This window comes from Micromonospora sp. NPDC048871, from assembly GCF_043198155.1.
In the GTDB taxonomy this organism is placed as follows: Bacteria; Actinomycetota; Actinomycetes; order Mycobacteriales; family Micromonosporaceae; genus Micromonospora.
This window is the reverse complement of sequence record NZ_JBICUM010000004.1, coordinates 433,365-451,121: the sequence shown is the minus strand read 5'-3', so window position 1 is coordinate 451,121 and position 17,757 is coordinate 433,365. Positions and strand designations below refer to the sequence as shown.

Genomic DNA, 17,757 nt, shown 5'->3' with positions numbered 1-17,757 from the left:
GCGACGAGGAGAAGGACCATCGTGAGTACGACCGCGGAATCCATGAAGACACCGACGTACGGAAACTGGCGTCGCCCTCGCAAAGCCGGGCTGGGCTCGCTGGGCCTGGTCGGGACCGTCGGCCTGTTCGGCGGGCTGGTGATGGTCCTGATCTCCTCCATGATCTCCCTGAACACCGCCCTGGTGGTGGGGTTGCCGCTCGCGCTGATGCTGGCACCCCTGGCGATCCGTACCGCCGACGGCCGCAACGTGTACAACATGGCCGCCGTCCGGATCGGTTGGGTGCGTCGCAGGTCGCTGGGGCGGCACCTGTACGCCTCCGGCCCGCTGTCGGCGCGACCGGGCGGGCGGTTCCGGCCACCGGGACTGCTCAGCCGGGTGACCATGCTGGAGGGGCGGGACCCCTACGACCGCCCGTTCGGGGTGCTGCACCACCGCCACCGTAACCAGTACACCGTCGTGCTCAGCTGCGAGCCGGACGGCGGGTCCCTGGTCGACTCCGATCAGGTCGACACGTGGGTGGCGCTGTGGGGGGAGTGGCTGTCCCGGCTGGCCCACGAGCCGGGGTTGCGCGGCGCGGCCGTGGTCGTGGAGACCGCACCGGATCCGGGTACCCGGCTGGCCACCGAGGTGCTGGGGCGGATCTCACCGGACGCACCCCCGGCCGCCCGGGCCGTGATGGAGGAGGTGGTGCGCCACTATCCGGACGCCTCCTCGGAGATGAACACCTTCCTCACCCTCACCTACTCGGCACCGGGTGGGGCCCGTCGGGACCACGACACCATGGTGGCCGATCTGGCGCTGCGGCTGCCGGGGGTGCTCAGCGGCCTGGTAGCGGCCGGTGGGGGGTCGGCGGAGCCGCTGTCCGCCGAGCGGATCGCCGAGGTGGTCCGGGTGGCGTACGACCCGGCGGTCGCCGCCGAGGTCCTCGACGTACGCGCCCAGCACGGTCACACCGGGCTGGACTGGGCCGACGCCGGGCCGGCCGCGGCCGTCGAGACGGTCAGCCACTACCAGCACGACTCCGGGGTCTCCCGCAGTTGGCTGCTGACCCTGGCGCCTCGGGGCACCGTGCGCTCCGGGGTGCTGCGCAGCCTGCTCGACCCCGCCCTGGGCATCCGCCGTAAACGGGTCGCCCTGGTCTACCGCCCGATCGACCCGGCCACCTCGGCGAAGATCGTCGAATCGGATCGTCGGTCCGCCCAGTTCATGGCCAACTCGACCCGTGGCCTGGTCCGGGCCCGGGCGGTCTCCGAGATCGAGGCGGCCGAGCAGACCGCGGCGGAGGAGGCCTCCGGGGCGGGTCTGGTCGAGTTCTCCATGCTGGTGACCCTGACGGTCGACTCGGTGGCCGACATCCGCGATGCCGAGGTGACGATGCGCAACCTGCTCGGGGCCACCCGGATCGCGATGCGCCCGGCCGACCGGATGCAGGCCGCCGCGTTCTCCTGCGCCCTGCCGGTCGGCATCCTGCCCTGGGAGCAGACCATGGTCCCGCACGAGCTGAAGGAGGCGCTGTGAGCGCTGCCGGCCGGTTCCGCCTGGGTGCGGGGTGGCCCCGCGGTGCCGCCGGGGCCGGAAACGCGATGTCCGACCTGGTGGTGCCCCCGGTCGAGGAGCAGGACATCGAACCGGACGAGGGGGGCCGGCCATCCGCGAGGGAGTTGCGCCGCGCCCAGCGGCGGCAGGCCCAGCAGGCGGCGGCCGAACAGCGCTACCTGCGGCGACTGGCCCGGGCCAACCGGGAGGACACCGTGCCACACCGCGGCTCGTACGCCCTGGGTGGTGGTCGGGTGGCGGCGTTCGATCCGCCCACCATGTGGCGGGCCACCACCGTGCAGGCCTGCGGGCTCTGGCCCTTCGCCTCCGGTTCCGGCGCTCCGATGACCGGGGTCCCGCTGGGGCAGCACATCCACACCGGGGCCACCGTCTGTGGTGACCCCCTCAACTGGTTCACCCGGGCCCGGTACATCTCCAATCCCTCCCTGTTCATGCTCGGCATGCCCGGCCTGGGCAAGTCGACACTGATCAACCGGATGTTGATCGGGTTGAGCGCCCAGGGGGTGGTACCACTGGTGCTCGGTGACCTCAAACCGGACTACGCCGACACCGTCCGGGCCCTCGGCGGACAGGTCATCTCCATCTCCCGGGGCGTCGGCGGCCTGAACATCCTGGACCCGGGCGCGATGGGCGCCGCCGCAGCGAGGATCGGGGGACAAGCGGGGCAGGCCCTGGAGGCCGAGACCCACGGCCGGGTTCTGAACATGGTCGCGGCCCTGCTCACCATCGTCCGGGGCGGCCCGATCAGCGACCACGAGCAGTCCGTGCTTTCCGCCTGTCTGCGGCACCTGCGTGAACGTACCCCGCAGGGGCGGACCTTCCGGCTGCCGCAACTGCTCGCCGTGCTGGAGGAGGGACCGCCCCGGGTCCGGCAGGTCACCCTGGACCGGGGGCAGGAGTCCCGCTACCGCGACGCCGTCGATCCGCTGCACCGGTCGTTGCTCGGCATCCTCGACGGCCCGCTGGGTGACACCTTCGCCTCGGAGACCTCCACCCGCATCGACCCGGACGCCACCGCCGTCTGCATCGACATCTCCCGCATCGGCGAGGCCGACGGGCAGTTGACCGCCGCCGCGATGCTCGCCGCCTGGTCCGACGGGCTGGGTACGGTGGCCGCCTCGCACGCCCTGGCGGACGCGGGGTTGGCGCCCCGGCGCTGGTTCTTCACTGTGCTGGACGAGTTGTGGCGTCCGCTGCGGGCCGCCTCCGGCATCGTCGACCGCATCGACGCCCTGACCCGGCTCAACCGGTCGCTCGGCCTGGCCGACGCGAAGATCACCCACACCCTCAAGGACGCCGAGGCCCTCGGCAGCGAGGCCGACAAGGCCAAGGCCCGGGGCTTCGTCGAACGGGCCGGCATGGTGGCCTGCGCCGGTCTGCCCCGGGCGGAGATGGAGGAGTTGGGCCGGGTGGTCGGGCTGTCCCGCCGCGAGATCGATCTGGTGTCCTCCTGGTCCTCCCCGCCGGGCTGGGCGCAGGACGGCGGGAACGAGGAGCCACCCGGCCGGGGCCGGTTCCTGATCAAGGTAGGTGGTCGTCCGGGCATCCCGATCCGGGTGGCGATCACGGACACCGAACGCCACCTGCACGACACGAACACCCGCTGGATCGCCAACGGAGAGGCGGACCGACTGCTGGCCGAGCGGGCCGCCGCCGTACGCGCGGTGACCGGCGGAGACCTGGTAGCCCCCGCCCCGTACAGCGAATCGGGGCGGCGATGAGCCGCCCGGGGGGAGTGGGGGGCGACTGGCTGCCCTGGCTGATTCCCGGCTTCGCCCTGCTCAACCTGGTGATCTTCGTGCCGTTGTGGCTGGGCGGCACCCTGGCCGCCCTGCTCACCGGGCACGGCTGGCAGCCGCCGCCGTTCACCCCGCAGGTCTACCTCCACCTGGTCACCGGCGCCACCGACCAGGTCTGGCCGGGCGTACCCCCGTATCTGGTCTACGGCGGGGCCGCCGCCCTGCTCCTGGTCGCCGCCTCCCCGGTGGCCCTGCTGGTACGGGGGATCGTGCGTCGCCCGCGCCGACCGCACGGCCTCGCCGGTCCCGCCGAACTCAGCGCCATGACCGGCAAGGGGATCGAGGCCCGCGCCCGGGACCTGCGCCCCGGGCTCAAGGAGGTGGCCCGGCTGCGCCCGGACGACACCGGCAACCTGCTCGGTGACCTGATGCCCGCCGGGCCGGAACTGCGCTCCTCCTACGAGGACGTGGAACTGGACCTGATGGCACCGCGGGCCGGCAAGTCCACCGGCATAGCCATCCCCCGGGTGCTGCGGGCACCCGGCCCGGTGCTGCTGACCTCGAACAAGTCCGACGTGTTCACGGTCACCCGGCAGGAGCGCACCAAGGTCGGCCGGGTGTGGACCTTCGACCCGCAGGGCATCGCCTACACCGAACGCGACATGTGGTGGGACATGCTCAGCGGCTGCGACACCATCGAGGGCGCCCGACGCCTGGCCGGCCACTTCGTCAGCTCGGTCAACGACGACTCCTCCAAGAAGGACTTCTGGATCGCCGCGGCCCAGAACACCCTGACCGCCCTCTTCCTGGCCGCCTCCCGCAGCGGGGCCACCGTCAACGACCTGCTGGCCTGGCTGGCCGACCCGGCGGACCGTACCCCGGTCGACCTGCTGCGCGATGTCGGCATGACCGCGATGGCCGAGCAGTTGCAGGGCACCGTCCGGGGGGCGGTCGAGACCCGCGACGGCATCTACGAGACCGCCCGGCAGTGCGTGGCCTGCCTGCTCGACCCGGAGATCCTGGCCTGGGTCAGCCCCGATCCGTACCTTCCGCAGTTCGTCCCGGAGCAGCACGTCCTCGGCCGGGACACCCTCTACCTGCTGTCCAAGGACGGCGGTGGCTCCGCGGCCGGGGTGATCGCCGGGCTGGCCGACGCCGTCATCCGGGCCGCGGTGGTCGCCGCCGAACGGATGGGCGGACGGCTGGATCCGCCGATGACGGCCATCCTGGACGAGGCGGCCAACGTCTGCCGCATCTCCGACCTGCCCGACCTCTACAGCCACCTGGGTTCGCGGGGGATCAGCGTGGTGACCCTGCTGCAGAGCTACCGGCAGGGGGTGCGGGTCTGGGGCGAGGCGGGGATGGACGCCCTGTGGAGCGCCGCCACCATCAAGCTGCTCGGTGCCGGGCTGGACGACGCGGACTTCGTGGACAAGGTGGCCCGGCTGGTCGGGCAGCACGATGTGCGTACCCCCAGCTACTCCCGCTCCAAGGACGGCTCCTCCCGGTCGGTGTCCTACCGGCAGGAGCAGGTGCTGCCGGCCGACAAGATCCGGGCCCTGCCCAAGGGCACCGCCCTGCTGCTGGCCACCGGGGTACGCCCGGCGCTGATCCGGCTGCGTCCCTGGTTCAGGGAGCCCGACGCCGGGCCCATCTCCGCCGCGGCCAAGGCCGAGGTGCAGGCCATCACCGACCGGGCCGCGGCACGCTGGCGCCGCCGCGAGTCCCACCGGGCGGGCTGACCGGCATGGCGTTGCGTAAGGCCCAGGCGGCCCGGCAGGCCGGTAGCTCGATCTTCAAACTGGACGCCTCCCAGCTGCTCTGGGCGGTCATCTCGGTGGTCGGGCTGTTCCCGCTGGTGGTCCTGGCGCTGCTGGCCCTGATAGTCCTGCTGGTCATCTTCGCCATGGCCGGCGGATCGCAACTGACCTCGGCCTCGGCGGACCCCTCGGACCCCAACGGGCAGACCTCCCGGGTCAACGCCCTGATCGAACTCTCCGGCGGTGACGGCCGTGGGACCTTCGACCCGAGGAACATCCCGGACCAGGATCTGGTCGCACCGATCCGGGCCGCCGCCAAGAAGTGCGACCTGCTCACCCCGGTGATCCTGGCCGCCCAGATCGACTACGCCTCGGCCTTCGACCCGGACATGGAGGGCCCGCAGGGCCGCAAGGGGCTCTCCCAGTTGACCCCGGAGGTGTTCGACGAGTTCGGCGAGGACGACGACGACAGTGGCGAAGCCTCCGTGCTCGACCCCGAGGACTCCATCCACGCCCATGCCCGGTACTTCTGCCACCTGGCCGAGAGGACCGGGCAGCTGAGCAAGGAGAAGAAGGTGGTCGGTGACCACCTCAGCCTGACCCTGATGGCCTGGGAGATCGGCCTGGAGACCGTCGAGGCCCAGGGCGGTATGCCGGTGCTGGCCCTGGGCGCCTACCCGTTCCAGGTCCGAGGGCTGTTTGAGAAGTACACCTCCACCGGTACGGAGGAGCCCGACCCGGACCCCGTGACGGACGAACCGGATCCGGAGCCCGACGGCGATCCCGATCCCGACCCCACCCCGCCCGACGAGGACGGGCCGGACGTCGACGGGTCCACCCTGCTCAGCGAGTCGGTCTTCACGGCGATGTTTCCGAACCGGAACTCGTTCTACACCTACGCCGGGCTCCAGGAGGCGATGGCGAAGTTTCCCGCCTTCGCCGCCACCGGGGACGAGCAGACCCGCAAGCGGGAACTGGCGGCCTTCCTGGCCAACGTCAACCACGAGTCCGGTGGCCTGGTGCACATCGAGGAGATCAACCAGGCCGCCTGGGGTGACTACTGCGACACCGGTCAGCCGTACGGGTGTCCGGCCGGACAGACCGCGTACCACGGACGTGGTCCGATCCAGCTCAGCTGGAACACCAACTACAAGGCCGCCGGTGACGCCCTCGGCCTGGACCTGCTCAACCAGCCGGACCTGGTACGCGACGATCCCTCGGTCGCCTGGCAGACCGCGCTGTGGTTCTGGACGACCCAGACCGGGGCGGGCACGATGACCGCCCACTCCGCGATGACCGGTGGCGGGGGCTTCGGCGAGACCATCCGCACCATCAACGGCGCCCTGGAATGCGGTGGGGGAAACTCCGCCCAGGTACAGGCCAGAGTGGCGGCCTACGAACGCTTCGCCACCAGCCTCGGCGTGGAGGTCGGAAATGAAGACGACCTCACCTGCTGAAGGACATTCTTGAAAACGGCGGCGATCGGGTGAACCGGTTGGCCGGAGCAGCCGTTGTTGCTGGTGCTGCGGCCAATCCTGCCGCAGCCGGTCAGGAGGTAGACGACAATGACTCAACCGGGGTACGGGCAAGCATCCCAGAACCGATTTGACGATCTCGCGGCGGTCGTCCCGGATGTCCGTGGGCAGACATGGCTCAAGGTGCGGGTCTACATCAACAACGAAGAGGTTCAGCTGCCGATGGCCGACGGCTCCCTACTCAGCGACCGGATCTTCAAGAGCAGGGACAAGAGCTACGAGAGTTCGTCCTTCTCGACCTGGCCTGGCGCCTCCGAGGATGTCAAACAAACGGGGATCGAGGCTGAGGTCGGCGCCTGTGAGGAGACGTATCAGGCGCTGTGGAGATACGCCACTACGCACGGCTCAGACGCTCAACGGGTCGATTTCGAGTTCACGGCGGTGAACGGCACCTGCAATCCGTGCAAGGAACGCATTGAATACCTGAGGGAATCGATCAAGACCCTGTTTCCGAGCGCGCAGGTGACGCGGGGTGAAAGGTCACGGGTGACAGCCCGGGCCAACTACAGCGCCGCGTTACCGGCATCGGCGGTGCCCGGTAGGGGAGACCTGACGACCTACGGGTTCGCGCCGGGGCAGGCCGAGCTGCGGGAGAGCGCCGCAGCGGTGGCGGCGGGGCTAACCGGTCGTGACGCCCTCTACTACCAGGGCACCCTGAGCGACCAGAGTGGCTCCGGCCTCGTCGATCCGCAGCACCTGACCCAGATTCCCGACCACGCGGGCCCCGCCCGTACCGACCGCAGTTCACCCTCCGGTTCACTGCGAACCCCCTCACCTACCAGCTCCGACCCGGGCAACCCCTGGCAATGGTCGAACGATCGGAACACCCACGTCAGCCAGACGACGCCCGAGGCCTGGTGGGCCATGGATCCGGCGCAGAACAAGGCCATCCCGCTGAAGGAGTTTGACCGACGCTATCCGGGCGGCTACCCGAGCCAGGTCGCCTCAAGTTCGACGGCGCAGGTCCAAGGGCCGAGCCAAGGCCAGGTTCAGCGGCAGGGGCGCAGCTGAGGCGGCATGGGCCGGTGACGGGTCTGCGGTGGCCGTCCGTGCGGTCACCGCAGACCCACCCTCAGAGGCCCATCGGAAACGGTTCCACGACCGGCGTCGTCTTCGCCCGGTGTGACCCGGTCTTGCAACCGGCGAAGGGGCCGGCCGGATCCCGCAGCGAGTTCATCACCGGGCCCAGGTAGTCCCGGTGCCAGTTGGCCGGACCCAACGGACCGCCCGCATAGCCGGTCAACTCCTCCCAGGCCAGCCACAGCGCGTGCAGTTGGACCACCGCCTCGGCATGGTTCCACCACTGCGGACACCAGGGCGCTGCCGAAGTCACCTCCCGGCCGTACGTCGGCAGCAGGACATGCTCCACCCAGAGGCTCAGCCGGACCATTGCCTCGTCGTACTCCTGGTCGTCGAGGAAGGAGATGAAACGCGGCCGGGGTGGCGGCGGTGGTGGCGGCGCTGGGGCGGCGACCGTCGCCGGTGCTGGCGGTGAGTCGTACACGGTCGTCACTTCCTGCCCTTGGGTTTGGGTTGCTGCCATCCCTGCGCACCGCCGAGGGTGTGGGTGTACGCGGCCATCCGGGTGGACGAGGTGGCGGTCACCAGGGGGATCCGCTCCACCTCGCCACCGAGCATCTGCCGACGGCGGGCCTCGCTGGTGATGGCGCGGAGCTGGTTGCCGAGCGGGCCGTCGGCGAGGCCTGCACCCCTGAGGGAGTCGGTCAGGTCGATGGCGGTCGACTCGTTGTGGACATGCGCCGTCGCCTGCGCGTACTGGATTCGGCTGTTCACGTGGTCCCTCCATGCGGGGTCCTGGTTGACCGCCCAGTCCTGGTCCAGGGCGGTTGTCACGACGTCCCAGTTCTCCTGGATGGTCGCGAACTGCCGTTGGTAGGAGGCGACACACTCCGGATCATCCGCGCTCTGACCGGGCAGGTGCATGTTGACCCCGCGCAGGTCAGGGTCGTCGGGGTGCTGGTAGACCCGGTCGGCCTGCTCGTGGCCACCCACTTCGTGCTGGAGAGTGCCGTGGGTAGTCAGGCCCGGCTGGCCCGACTGGGAGTACGGGAACGAAGGGTCGTGGGTGACCGTGTTCCTGGGAGCCGTGGTAGCTACCCATTGCGCGGACTGACCGTCGCTGGTTTCGCGGAGATCGATCCGACTCAGGTTCTGCGCGGTCACATCCCGGGTGTCGGCGGTGTCGGAGTCCGAACTCGAGCCTGGGGAGGTCCTTCCACCCATGGAGCGAACCGTCTGGTCATATCGCCGCCGCCTCATCCTGATGTTTTCCGTGTTGTCGCTGTGTTTGTCGACCATGTGCTGTTCTCCCGGAGAAGGGCTCGGGGAATGTGCGGACAACCCCCTGACGAAGCAGGCGCGGGGTCGGTTCACCGCAGGCGGCAATCTCTGCCACCGCCGTGCCGGGCCTCCCGCCCCTGGTCCACACCGCTGAGTGTTGGCGGCATCTCCGAGCACCGGGTCCAGTGATGCAGAACACGTGACGTGTTTGTCTGCTGACCGTTAATTCATGGGCGTGGCGAAACCGGCGCGGGCTAATCTGCGCTGCGGGTTCGCGCCCATGGTCATGCCCGCCATCGCCGGCTGGTGCCACCAGCGACGCCCGACGGGCACTTTCGATTCAGGAGACCTGGTGAAACAGCAGTCTGTCCCGACCTCGGACAAGCTCGACGCGGCGGTTCTCAAGGTGGCCGGCGTCGTCGTGCTCGGCGCGATCATGTCGATCCTCGACGTGACCGTGGTCAGCGTCGCCCTGCCGACCTTCCAGAGCGAGTTCGACGCCTCGTACGCCCGGGTGGCCTGGACGATGACCGGCTACACCCTCGCCCTGGCCACGGTCATTCCGCTCAGTGGGTGGGCGGCCGACCGGTTCGGCACCAAGCGCCTCTACATGCTGGCCCTGGCGCTGTTCACCATCGGGTCGGGGCTCTGCGCCACCGCCGACACCATCGGGCAGTTGATCGCCTACCGGGTGGTGCAGGGCCTGGGCGGCGGAATGCTCATGCCCCTCGGTATGACGATCATGACCCGGGCGGCCGGGCCGCACCGGATCGGCCGACTGATGGCCGTGCTGGGCATCCCGATGCTGCTCGGCCCGATCGGCGGCCCGATCCTCGGCGGCTGGCTGATCGATGTGGCGAGCTGGCACTGGATCTTCCTGATCAACCTGCCGATCGGCCTGGTCGCCCTGGTGTACGCGCAGATGGCCCTGCCCAAGGACAACCCCGAGCCCTCGGAGTCGTTCGACTTCCTCGGCATGTTGATGCTCTCGCCCGGTCTGGCCCTGTTCCTCTACGGCGTGTCGACCCTGCCGGAGACCGGCACCTTCGCCGACAACGGGGTGTGGGTGCCCATGCTGATCGGTGCGGCCCTGGTGGTGGCCTTCGTCGTCTACTCGTTCCGGCCCCGGCACCCCCTGCTGGACCTGCGGCTGTTCCGCAACCGTCGACTGACCGTGGCGGCGGTGACGATGTTCGTGTTCATCATCGCCTTCATGGGCGCCGGGCTGCTGTTCCCCAGCTACTTCCTCCAGGTGCGGGGCGAGTCGACCCTGGCCGCCGGTCTGCTGATCGCCCCGCAGGGCATCGGGGCGATGGTGACCATGCCGATCGCCGGGATGCTCGCCGACAAGGTGCCGGTGGGCCGGACGGTGCCGTTCGCCCTGCTGCTGATCATCGCCGGGTTCGCCACCTTCACCCAGGTCGACGCGGACACCTCGTACGTGTTGATCTGTGGCTCGCTGTTCGTGATGGGTCTGGGCATGGGCGGCACCATGATGCCGATCATGACCTCGGCGTTGCGGACCCTGACCGGGCACGAGGTGGCCCGCGGCTCCACCCTGGTCAACATCCTCCAGCAGATCGGTGGCTCCATCGGAGCCGCGGTGATGTCGGTGATCCTGACCAACGAGCTGAACAAGTCCACCCCGATCCCGGGGGTGACCGACCCGAACGGGAACCCGGTCACCGAGGCCGGCCTGGCCATCGCGGCCCAGCAGCAGCCGGAACTGCTCCAGCAGTTCCCGGTCGAGCCGTCGCTGATCCAGCGTGGGCTGGACTTCGCCGCCGACGCCTTCGCCGGCACCTTCTGGGTGGCCTTCGCCCTGGTCGCGTTGACCCTCATCCCGGCGGCCTTCCTGCCCCGTCGGCGCGAGCGGTCCCACCTGCTCGACGACCAGCCCGGCGACCAGCCGAAGGCCCCGGTCGTCATCCACTGACCGGCTGTTGCGCCGGCCGTCGGGAGCCTCCCGGCGGCCGGCTCCGGCGGCTCCCCGCCGCGTGTCTGACCCGGACCGGCCCCCCTTAACTCAAGATTCGGTCAACTGGGCCCGACGCAGGCCGTCAGGCTCGACTGGCGCCGGTAGCTTCTTCCCACCCATGCCTCGAGTAAATAAGGAGGGAAGAATGCGGCGCACGCGACAACGCATCGCTCTTCTCGTAGTACCCGTGCTGGTGGGCAGCGTCCTGCTGGCCGGCCAACCGGCCGTCGCGGAGTCCGCGGCAGCGCCGGAGCCCACGGCCGAGGCCGGTCGCTCCCACCTGGAGCACGCGGACAACGCCGACGTGGTGCGGATCCACCTGACCGGGTCGGACATGCTCGACCGGGTGGTGGCTGCGGGCTTCGACCTGGAGCACGGCCTTCAGCGGGTGCCGGACGGCATCGAGGGTGAAGCCGTGGTGACCCCCGAGCAGCGCGTCGAACTTGAGGCGATGGGGGTCCGGATCCTCGCCGAGGGTGAGGGCTTCACCTGGAGCGACGAGGCCGACGGTGGGTTCCAGGCCGTCGGTGCCCGGGCCGCGACCGCCCGGTCGATGCCCGAGGCGACGACCATGTCGACCCAGAGCCACGAGGCGGCGGTACGTATCGCGCGCGCCGACTGGTTCACCACCAAGGGCCAGGGCTTCCTCTACGTCGAGGCGCGCACCACCGAGGGTGCGCAGACCGACCCGATCGTCGGCATGCAGCTGGAGAACGACTCCGGCCAGGGCACCGACTTCGCCTTCGCCCGGACGATGAGCCGGTTCATCGACTCCGGCCAGTACATGTTCCACCGGAACCTGTTCAAGCTGGACACCCGGCCGAGCCAGATCCGGGTCACCAGCTCCACCGGTGGCGTCGCGGTCGGCCCGGTGTCCGACTGGTTGGAAGACGGCGAGCCGCCGCTGACCGACAAGCCGGGCTACAAGTGGAACCTGGTCGACGGGTACAAGCACCCGCAGCAGCTGCACGACCGGATGGACGAGATCGCTCGGGAGAACCCGAAGATCGCCGAGATCGTCTACCTGCCGTACAAGACGAACGGCTACCAGCGGAAGGCGCAGGCCACCATCGGTGGCACCGGCCAGTCCGCGGTCGTCGTCACCTCCGCGGCCTGGGGCCACGAGGGCGGCAACGACATCACGGTCGAGTTCGTCGACCGGCCCGGCGCCAACCTGCCGCTGTCCGTTGAGGTCAACGGCAAGGCCGTGCGGGTCCTGCTCGCCAAGGACTCCTCCGGTGCGCTGGCCAGCACCGCCGCTGAGGTCGCGACGGCCCTGAAGACCCAGTCCAACGGGCTGATCGACCGCTCGCACCCGTACCGCACGAACGCCGGCACCGGCATCGTGGCGCCGACGGCGCCGGTGGCGCTGAGCGACTTCCTGGACGAGAAGCGTGTCGGTGCGCCCGAGGGTGACGTGCCGCGTGGCCCGAACACGGTCCGCGTGCTGCGGATCGGCAAGCACCGTGACGGCAAGAAGCCCGGTGTCCTGATCCAGGCCCAGGACCACGCCCGCGAGTGGGTGCCGGCGACGACCACCCTGGAGACCGCGGAGCGGCTGGTCGCCAACTACAAGACCGACAAGGAGACCAAGAAGATCGTCGACAACACCGACATCTTCCTGATCCCCACGAACAACCCCGACGGGGCGAACTACAGCTTCTACAACTTCGCCTCGCAGCGGCGCAACATGACCAACCACTGCCCGGACGCGGACGCCGACCCGGCTCGCCGTAACTCCTGGGGCGTGGACCTGAACCGCAACTACCGGGTGGGCTCCGCCCAGGACGGTTACGCCGGCGGCTCGTTCGTCTGCACCAGCAACACGTACCAGGGTCCGGAGAAGCTGTCGGAGCCGGAGGCGAAGAACATCGTCTGGCTCGCCGAGACCTACTCGAACATCAAGTTCTTCATGTCGGTGCACTCCAACGGTGGCCAGCTGTTCTGGCAGCCGGGCGCCTACAAGGCCGACGGTCGGGTCACCACCCCCCGTCCGCCGCTGGGTGACGAGATGTTCTACTGGCAGGCCGCCTCCCGCATCCTGTCCCAGGTGAAGGCGTACCGGGAGACCGTGGTCACCCCGGAGAACGTGGGTGGCTCCTCCGACGTGCTCTACTCGTCCGCCGGCAACGTCCGCGAGGACCTGTACCACACCTACGGCATCTACTCCTTCGGCTGGGAGGTCGGTGGCTCGGTCTACAACCCGGCGACCGGCAACTGGCAGGGCGGCTCCTTCCAGCCGCCGTGGGAGGGCAACCCCGAGCTGGTCAGCGGGCACGCCGAGACCATGGAGTACGCCAACGGCATCATGGAGATGTTCCGGATCGCGGCGGAGTGGGGCAAGGACAAGAAGGCCCCCACCTCCACGCTGGTGCCGGGCGCCGGCCGGTTCTCCGGCCCGGTGGACGTACGGTTCGAGGTCAGCGAGCCGGCGACCATCTACTACACCACCGACGGCAGCCGCCCGACCCTCGACTCGCCCCGTTACAAGGCGACCGAGTTCCGGGAGCCGGGCGAGGTGTTCCACGTGACCGAGACGACGACCTTCCACTGGTTCTCGGTCGACGCGGCGGGCAACATCGAGAAGAACTACGACCCGTCGAAGGCCGACAAGCGCAACAACTTCAACAAGGCCACGATCACCATCGGTGACGCGGACCCGGACAAGCCCAAGAAGGACAAGAAGAAGGACAAGAAGGGCAAGGGCAAGCCCAAGAAGTAGTCCGCTGAGGTATTCGGTGCCCCGTCGGTGCGAGTTGTCGCACCGACGGGGCACTGCTCGTCGGCGACGAAATTTCTCCGTCGGTTGTCGAATCCGGCCGGGCCCGTTCGACGTTGCGGTGAAGGCACCACAGCTCGTCGATGAAGGAGACCCGCACCATGCGTACGTTGATCGTCACCGAGTTCATGTCCCTGGACGGCGTGATCGATTCACCGGGCGGGGGCAGTCACCCGCACGCCGGTTGGACGTTCAAGGACGTGCCGATGGACGAGGCCGTGTGGGAGATCAAGGCCCGCGAGGAGCAGGAGGCGGGGGCGTTGCTGATCGGCCGGGTCAGCTACGACGAGTTCGCCCCGGTCTGGCCGACCATGGAGGAGTTCGCGGCGTACAACGCGATGCCGAAGTACGTGGTGTCGACCACCCTCACCGATCCCCGGTGGCACAACACCACGGTGTTGCGGTCCCTCGACGAGGTCGCCGCCCTCAAGCAGGGCGAGGGCGGCACCATCCTGGTGCACGGCAGCGCCACCCTGGCCCAGGGGCTCGCCGCGGCGGGTCTGGTCGACCGGTACCACCTGCTGGTCTTTCCGCTGCTGCTCGGCGGCGGTCGGCGGCTGTTCGCCCCGGAGGGGGCCGACAAGCAGCGGCTGACCCTGGTCGAGCACGCCACCTATGGCAACGGAGTGCAGTTGGCGATCTACGACGTCATCCACTGATCCGGCCGGGTCAGGTACCCCCCGGTCACGGGGCCGGGGGGTACCTGTACGAACCGAGCCACCCTCATCTCGGGCCGGGTTTCGCAGGCTGCGCGGTTGTCGACGGCAACTGTTGCCGGGAGGTGAGGGGTCGCTGAGGGTGCGGTCATCGACCCCGGTCTAGACTTCCCTTCATCTTTCGGGGTAAGTCCAGACGAGACTGAGGTGTGATCGTGGCGGACGGTGCGGCCGTGACCGGTGGCGAACGAAACAAGTCCACCTTGGACACCGGCGTGCCGCAGACCGCCCGGATCTGGAACTACCTGCTCGGCGGCAAGGACAACTTCGCCGCCGACCGCGAGGTCGGCGACCAGATCATCGCCAACCTGCCGCAGCTGGCGGAGAACGCCCGCCTCTCCCGGGCCTACCTGACCCGGGCCATCCGCTACCTGGCCGGCGACGCCGGCATCCGGCAGTTCCTCGACATCGGCACCGGCCTGCCCACCGCCGACAACACCCACGAGGTGGCCCAGTCGGTGAACCCGCAGGCGCGCATCGTCTATGTCGACAACGACCCCCTGGTGCTGACCCACGCGCGGGCGTTGCTGGTCGGCACCCCCGAGGGCGCCACCGACTACGTCGACGCGGACCTGCGGGACCCGGCGGGCATCCTTCGCCAGGCGGCCCGCATCCTGGATCTGGGCCAGCCGGTGGCGCTCATCCTGATGGGCATCCTCGGTCACATCGAGTCCGACCAGGAAGCCAAGTCGATCATCGACAGCATCATGGCCGAACTGCCGTCGGGCAGCTACCTGGCGATGTACGACGGCAGCGACACCAGTGAGGCGGTCACCGAGGCGGCACGGATCTGGAACGTCTCCGCCAACCCCAAGTACCACCTGCGCAGTCCGGAACGGATCGCCGCCCTGTTCGAGGGACTGGAACTGGTAGAGCCCGGGGTCGTCTCGGTCACCCGCTGGCGGCCCGACGGCGCCGATCCCGACCCCGCCGAGATCGACCAGTACTGCGCGGTCGGCCGCAAGCCGTAACCGGCGGGAGGCGCTGTCACCGGCGGGAGGCGTTCTCACCGGCGACGGTCGCCGCCGGCACCGGCACGGTCGCCGGCCTGGTGGTGCGGGTGCGTTGGACCAGCGCGATGCAGGCCAGCACCACCAGGGCGGCCGCGATCGAGGCCGGGGTGACCCGTTCGCCGAGCAGCAGTGCCGACCAGACCAGGGTGAGCACGGGCTGGGCGAGTTGGATCTGGCCGACCTGGGCGATGCCGCCCCGGGCCAGTCCGGCGTACCAGGCGAAGAAGCCGAGGAACATCGACACCACGGTGAGATAGCCGAACGCCGACCAGGCGCCGGCGTCGGCGTGCGGAGGATCGGCCAGGGCGGCGACGGCGGTGATCGGCACGGTGACGGGCAGCGAGAGCAGCAGGGCCCAGCAGATCGTCCGGGCGCCGCCCAGTTCGCGGGCGAGCGCGCCGCCCTCGGCGTACCCCAGACCGGCGAGCACGACCGCCGCGAGCAGGAACAGGTCCGCCACGGCCGGGGTGCCGAGCACCGCGCCGTTGGCGAGGAGGAAGGTGAGGATCGCCAGCAGTCCGCCCGTGCTGGCGACCCAGAACAGCGGCGGCGGGCGTTCCCCGGCGCGCAGCACGGCGAACACGGCGGTCATGGCGGGCAGCACGGCGATGACGATCGCGCCGTGCGAGGCGGTCTGGGTGGTCAGCGCCAACGAGGTGAACAGCGGAAAGCCGACCACCACGCCGAGGGCGACGAGTGACAACCGGCGCCACTGACCCGGGCTCGGCCGTGGCGCCCCGGTGACCCGCAGATAGGCCCAGCCCAGCAGCGCCGCGCCGACGCAGCGTCCGAAGGCGACGAACCACGGATCGAGTTGCTGTACGGCGATCCGGGTGGCCGGCAGCGACATGCTGAAGGCGAGCACGCCCAGCGCGCCGAGCATCAGACCGACCGCCCGATCGGGCGGCGTTACCGTCGACCGGGCAGTAGCGCTACTCTCTTCTCTCATGAATGACGGTAACGCAACGGGCCGCGTTATCCAAGATCTGCGTCGGTTGGCCGCCGTCGCCGGTCCCGGCACCCGACTGCCCTCGGTACGCGAGTTGACCGGTCGGCACCGGGCCTCGCCGGTCACCGTCGCCGAGGCGATCCGGCACCTCGTCCGGGAAGGCCTGGTCGAGACCCGGCCCGGTCGAGGCACCTATGTGGCGGCCCGGCCGGACGAGCCCCGTACCGCCGACCTGTCCTGGCAGACCGTCGCCCTCGGCGCCCGCCGTCCCGGCGAGGAGGAGATGCAGGCGTTACTGGCGTTACCGCCCGCCGGGGCGATCCCGCTGTCCGGCGGCTATCTGGAGGCGGAGTTGCAGCCCGCCGCCGCCCTCGGCGCCGCGCTCACCCGCGCCGCCCGACAGCCCGCGTCGTGGCAGCGTGGACCGGTCGAGGGACGGGCGGACCTGCGCGCCTGGTTCGCCCGCGAGGTCGGCGGCGGGCTGCGCGCCGAGGACATGGTGATCTGTCCGGGTGGCCAGGCCGCGCTGTCGACGGCCCTGCGGGCCCTCGCCACGCCCGGCGACGCACTGCTCGTCGAGTCGCCGACCTACCTGGGTGCGCTGGCCGCCGCCCAGGCGGCGGGGCTGCGGGTGGTGCCGGTGCCCGCCGACTCAGACGGAGTACGACCCGACCAGTTGGCCGCCGCGTTCGCCCGCACCGGTGCCCGGCTGTTCTACTGCCAACCCCTGCACGCCAACCCGCACGGCGCCACCCTGGCCGCCCACCGCCGAGCCCAGGTCGCCGAGGCGGTACGCGACGCCGGGGCGTTCCTGATCGAGGACGACTACGCCCGTGACCTCACCATCGACGGGTCGGCCCCGCCGCCACTGGCCGCCGAGGACCCGGACGGGCATGTCGTCTACCTGCGTTCGCTGACCAAATCCACCGCACCCGGGCTGCGGGTGGCCGCACTCGGCGCGGTCGGGCCGGCCGGTGCCCGGCTCCGCGCGGCCCGACTGCTCGACGACTTCTTCGTCGCCGGCCCACTGCAACAGGCCACGATCGAGTTCCTCACCGCCCCGGCGTGGGCGCGTCACCTCCGGGCGCTGCGTACCGCACTGCGGGCCCGGCGCGAGGCGCTGTTGACCGCGCTGCGCCGGCACCTGCCGGACCTCGTCGACCGACAGCCGGTGCCACGCGGCGGCCTGCACCTGTGGCTCCGGCTGCCCGAGGGCACCGACGACCTGACGTTGGCCGCCGCCGCGGCGGCCGAGGGCGTCGTCGTCTTCCCCGGTCGTCCCTGGTACGCCGCCGAAGCACCGGCGGCGCACCTGCGCCTCACCTACGCCGCCGCCGGGCCCGACCTGATGGACGAGGCCGTCCGGCGCCTGTCCCGTGCCCTGGACCAGCAGGGCCGCGCCCCTCGACGGTGACGGTGCCACCGGT

Annotated in this window: 13 protein-coding genes; 10 read left to right on the top strand and 3 right to left on the bottom strand. The window is 70.3% G+C overall.

From position 1 onward, the window contains the following. The first annotated feature begins 21 nt into the window (after positions 1-21). The 5 genes from ACGFIK_RS13455 (at position 22) to ACGFIK_RS13435 (ending at position 7,605) form a co-directional block, all read left to right on the top strand. The gene (locus ACGFIK_RS13455; protein WP_393339421.1) at positions 22-1,521 is read left to right on the top strand and encodes an SCO6880 family protein; all 1,500 of its coding nucleotides are present in this window, start codon (positions 22-24) and stop codon (positions 1,519-1,521) included. Beyond that, on the top strand, positions 1,518-3,281 hold the full coding sequence (locus tag ACGFIK_RS13450; protein WP_393339419.1) for an ATP/GTP-binding protein: 1,764 nt from the start codon (positions 1,518-1,520) through the stop codon (positions 3,279-3,281). Before ACGFIK_RS13455 ends, ACGFIK_RS13450 begins: the two co-directional genes overlap by 4 nt. Beyond that, entirely contained in the window at positions 3,278-5,041 is a 1,764-nt protein-coding gene (locus ACGFIK_RS13445; protein ID WP_393339416.1) for a TraM recognition domain-containing protein, read from the top strand. The genes ACGFIK_RS13450 and ACGFIK_RS13445 overlap by 4 nt, the downstream gene beginning before the upstream one ends. Positions 5,042-5,046: 5 nt before the next feature. Continuing rightward, positions 5,047-6,516 (top strand): glycoside hydrolase family 19 protein, encoded by a 1,470-nt coding sequence (locus ACGFIK_RS13440; protein ID WP_393339413.1) that lies wholly within the window; start codon positions 5,047-5,049, stop codon positions 6,514-6,516. Between the two features lie 108 nt (positions 6,517-6,624). Next, positions 6,625-7,605, top strand: coding sequence for a hypothetical protein (locus ACGFIK_RS13435; protein ID WP_327026304.1), 981 nt, complete (start codon positions 6,625-6,627; stop codon positions 7,603-7,605). Positions 7,606-7,666: 61 nt separating this feature from the next. On the opposite strand, the gene ACGFIK_RS13430 is transcribed toward ACGFIK_RS13435, so the two are convergent. Both ACGFIK_RS13430 and ACGFIK_RS13425 read right to left on the bottom strand, forming a co-directional pair. Further along, positions 7,667-8,107, bottom strand: coding sequence for a DUF4913 domain-containing protein (locus ACGFIK_RS13430; RefSeq protein WP_327026303.1), 441 nt, complete (start codon positions 8,105-8,107; stop codon positions 7,667-7,669). After that, positions 8,104-8,838, bottom strand: coding sequence for a hypothetical protein (locus ACGFIK_RS13425; RefSeq protein ID WP_393339410.1), 735 nt, complete (start codon positions 8,836-8,838; stop codon positions 8,104-8,106). The genes ACGFIK_RS13430 and ACGFIK_RS13425 overlap by 4 nt, the downstream gene beginning before the upstream one ends. A gap of 409 nt (positions 8,839-9,247) precedes the next feature. Between ACGFIK_RS13425 and ACGFIK_RS13420 the strand changes: the two genes are divergently transcribed. The 4 genes from ACGFIK_RS13420 to ACGFIK_RS13405 all read left to right on the top strand — a co-directional run bounded on the left by ACGFIK_RS13420 (position 9,248) and on the right by ACGFIK_RS13405 (position 15,339). Next, the gene (locus ACGFIK_RS13420; protein WP_393339408.1) at positions 9,248-10,831 is read left to right on the top strand and encodes a DHA2 family efflux MFS transporter permease subunit; all 1,584 of its coding nucleotides are present in this window, start codon (positions 9,248-9,250) and stop codon (positions 10,829-10,831) included. Positions 10,832-11,018: 187 nt separating this feature from the next. Continuing rightward, a complete protein-coding gene (locus ACGFIK_RS13415; protein ID WP_327026299.1) occupies positions 11,019-13,595 on the top strand; it encodes a M14 family zinc carboxypeptidase in 2,577 nt (858 codons plus the stop codon). 158 nt (positions 13,596-13,753) lie between these two features. After that, complete coding sequence (locus ACGFIK_RS13410) at positions 13,754-14,311, top strand: dihydrofolate reductase family protein (protein WP_327026298.1); 558 nt, start codon at positions 13,754-13,756, stop codon at positions 14,309-14,311. A 212-nt stretch (positions 14,312-14,523) separates the two neighbouring features. Continuing rightward, positions 14,524-15,339: an SAM-dependent methyltransferase gene (locus ACGFIK_RS13405; RefSeq protein WP_327026297.1), complete on the top strand. Its 816-nt coding sequence runs from the start codon at positions 14,524-14,526 to the stop codon at positions 15,337-15,339. A gap of 16 nt (positions 15,340-15,355) precedes the next feature. Here the strand turns inward: ACGFIK_RS13405 and ACGFIK_RS13400 are convergent, their stop codons facing one another. Beyond that, entirely contained in the window at positions 15,356-16,330 is a 975-nt protein-coding gene (locus tag ACGFIK_RS13400; RefSeq protein ID WP_327026296.1) for a DMT family transporter, read from the bottom strand. On the opposite strand from ACGFIK_RS13400, the gene ACGFIK_RS13395 reads away from it, so the two are divergent. Then, a complete protein-coding gene (locus tag ACGFIK_RS13395; protein ID WP_327026295.1) occupies positions 16,329-17,744 on the top strand; it encodes a PLP-dependent aminotransferase family protein in 1,416 nt (471 codons plus the stop codon). The genes ACGFIK_RS13400 and ACGFIK_RS13395 overlap by 2 nt on opposite strands. Positions 17,745-17,757 lie beyond the last annotated feature (13 nt).